This window comes from Micromonospora sp. NPDC005305, assembly GCF_040607315.1.
In the GTDB taxonomy this organism is placed as follows: Bacteria; Actinomycetota; Actinomycetes; order Mycobacteriales; family Micromonosporaceae; genus Micromonospora.
Window position 1 is genome coordinate 1 of record NZ_JBEXGL010000057.1, and the last position, 1,264, is coordinate 1,264.

At 68.4% G+C, this 1,264-nt stretch carries 2 protein-coding genes; both read left to right on the forward strand.

Features of this window, described 5'->3' with window-relative positions:
• The first annotated feature begins 49 nt into the window (after positions 1 to 49).
• Positions 50 to 349, forward strand: coding sequence for a transposase (locus tag ABZS80_RS33255; RefSeq protein ID WP_130334535.1), 300 nt, complete (start codon positions 50 to 52; stop codon positions 347 to 349).
• Positions 346 to 1,233 carry an IS3 family transposase gene (locus ABZS80_RS33260; protein WP_355062174.1) on the forward strand — a complete coding sequence of 296 codons (888 nt, stop codon included), beginning with the start codon at positions 346 to 348 and terminating at the stop codon, positions 1,231 to 1,233. Before ABZS80_RS33255 ends, ABZS80_RS33260 begins: the two co-directional genes overlap by 4 nt.
• The last annotated feature ends 31 nt before the right edge of the window (positions 1,234 to 1,264 follow it).

Consider the following 1,264-nt stretch of genomic DNA (forward strand, 5'->3'; position numbering starts at 1 on the left):
TGCCATTCCCCTCGTAGCGTGGAGGCCAGAGCTTGAGGGATAAAGGTTCATGGCTGAGACGAGACGCCAGTTCGATCCGGAGTTCCGGGCGGGCGCGGTGCGCATCGTGCGCGAGACGGGCAAGTCGATCGCCCAGGTTGCGCGTGACCTGGGGATCAACGACGGGACCCTTGCCAACTGGGTGAAGAAGGACCGCGAGACTCGCGGTGAGGCCGCTGCCGGGCAGTTGTCGGAGGACGAGCGGGCGGAGCTGGCCCGGCTGCGGCGGGAGAACGCTGAGCTGGCGATGGAGCGTGATGTCCTCAAGCGATCCGTGGTCCTGTGGGTCAAGGAAGCGACGGGCCGGTGAGCGTGGCCCGGTTCATCGCTTCCCAGAGGACCGAGCATGATGTGCCGCACGCGCTGGCCTGCCGGGCGTTGGGGGTGTCCGAGTCGTGGTTCTACAAATGGCGCGACCGGCCACCCACGCCCCGCCGGGATCGGCGTGCCCGGCTGGCAGCTGCGCTCAGGAAGGTCTTCGACGACTCGGGCGGCACCTACGGCAGCCCGCGCATCGGTATCGAGCTGCGCGAGCAGGGCTGGCAGGTGTCCGACAACACGATCGCGCAGCTCATGGCCGAGTTCGGCCTGGCGGCCCGTATCAAGCGTCGCCGGCGGAACCTGACCCGCCAGGGCAAACGTCCGGCCGCACCGGACCTGGTCAAGCGGGTGTTCACCGCGCCGGCGCCGGATGTCGCCTGGTGCGGCGACATGACCGAGATCCGCACCGACGAGGGCAAGCTCTATCTGGCCACCGTCATCGACCTGTACTCGCGTCGCATTCTCGGCTACGCGATGGGCGCCCACCACGACGCCGGGCTGGTCGTCGCAGCGCTGAACATGGCCGCCGTCACCCGCGGCGGCAGCGTCGAAGGGGTGATCTTCCACAGCGACAGGGGCGCCGAGTACACCTCAGCGGACTTCGCCCGGGCCTGCGCCCGTTGGAAGGTACGCCAGTCGATGGGCCGGGTCGGGTCGTGCTTCGACAACGCCGTCGCCGAGGCCACCTTCTCCACCATCAAGGTCGAGTACGTGCACCGCCGCCACTTCCGCACCCGCACCGAGGCCCGCCTGAAGATCGCGACCTGGATCACCGACTTCTACAACCGGCGCCGCCGGCACTCCGCCTGCGATTGGCGCTCACCCATGGACTACGAACGATCAGAGACCCGCCTGGAGGCCCAGGCCGCATAACGGAGCCCTCCACGAATCCAGGGGATTGACA

What these genes read in the sequence shown, in the direction of transcription:
- ABZS80_RS33255 (WP_130334535.1), top strand. Translation starts at nt 50, where the DNA reads ATGGCTGAGACGAGACGCCAGTTCGATCCGGAGTTCCGGGCGGGCGCG.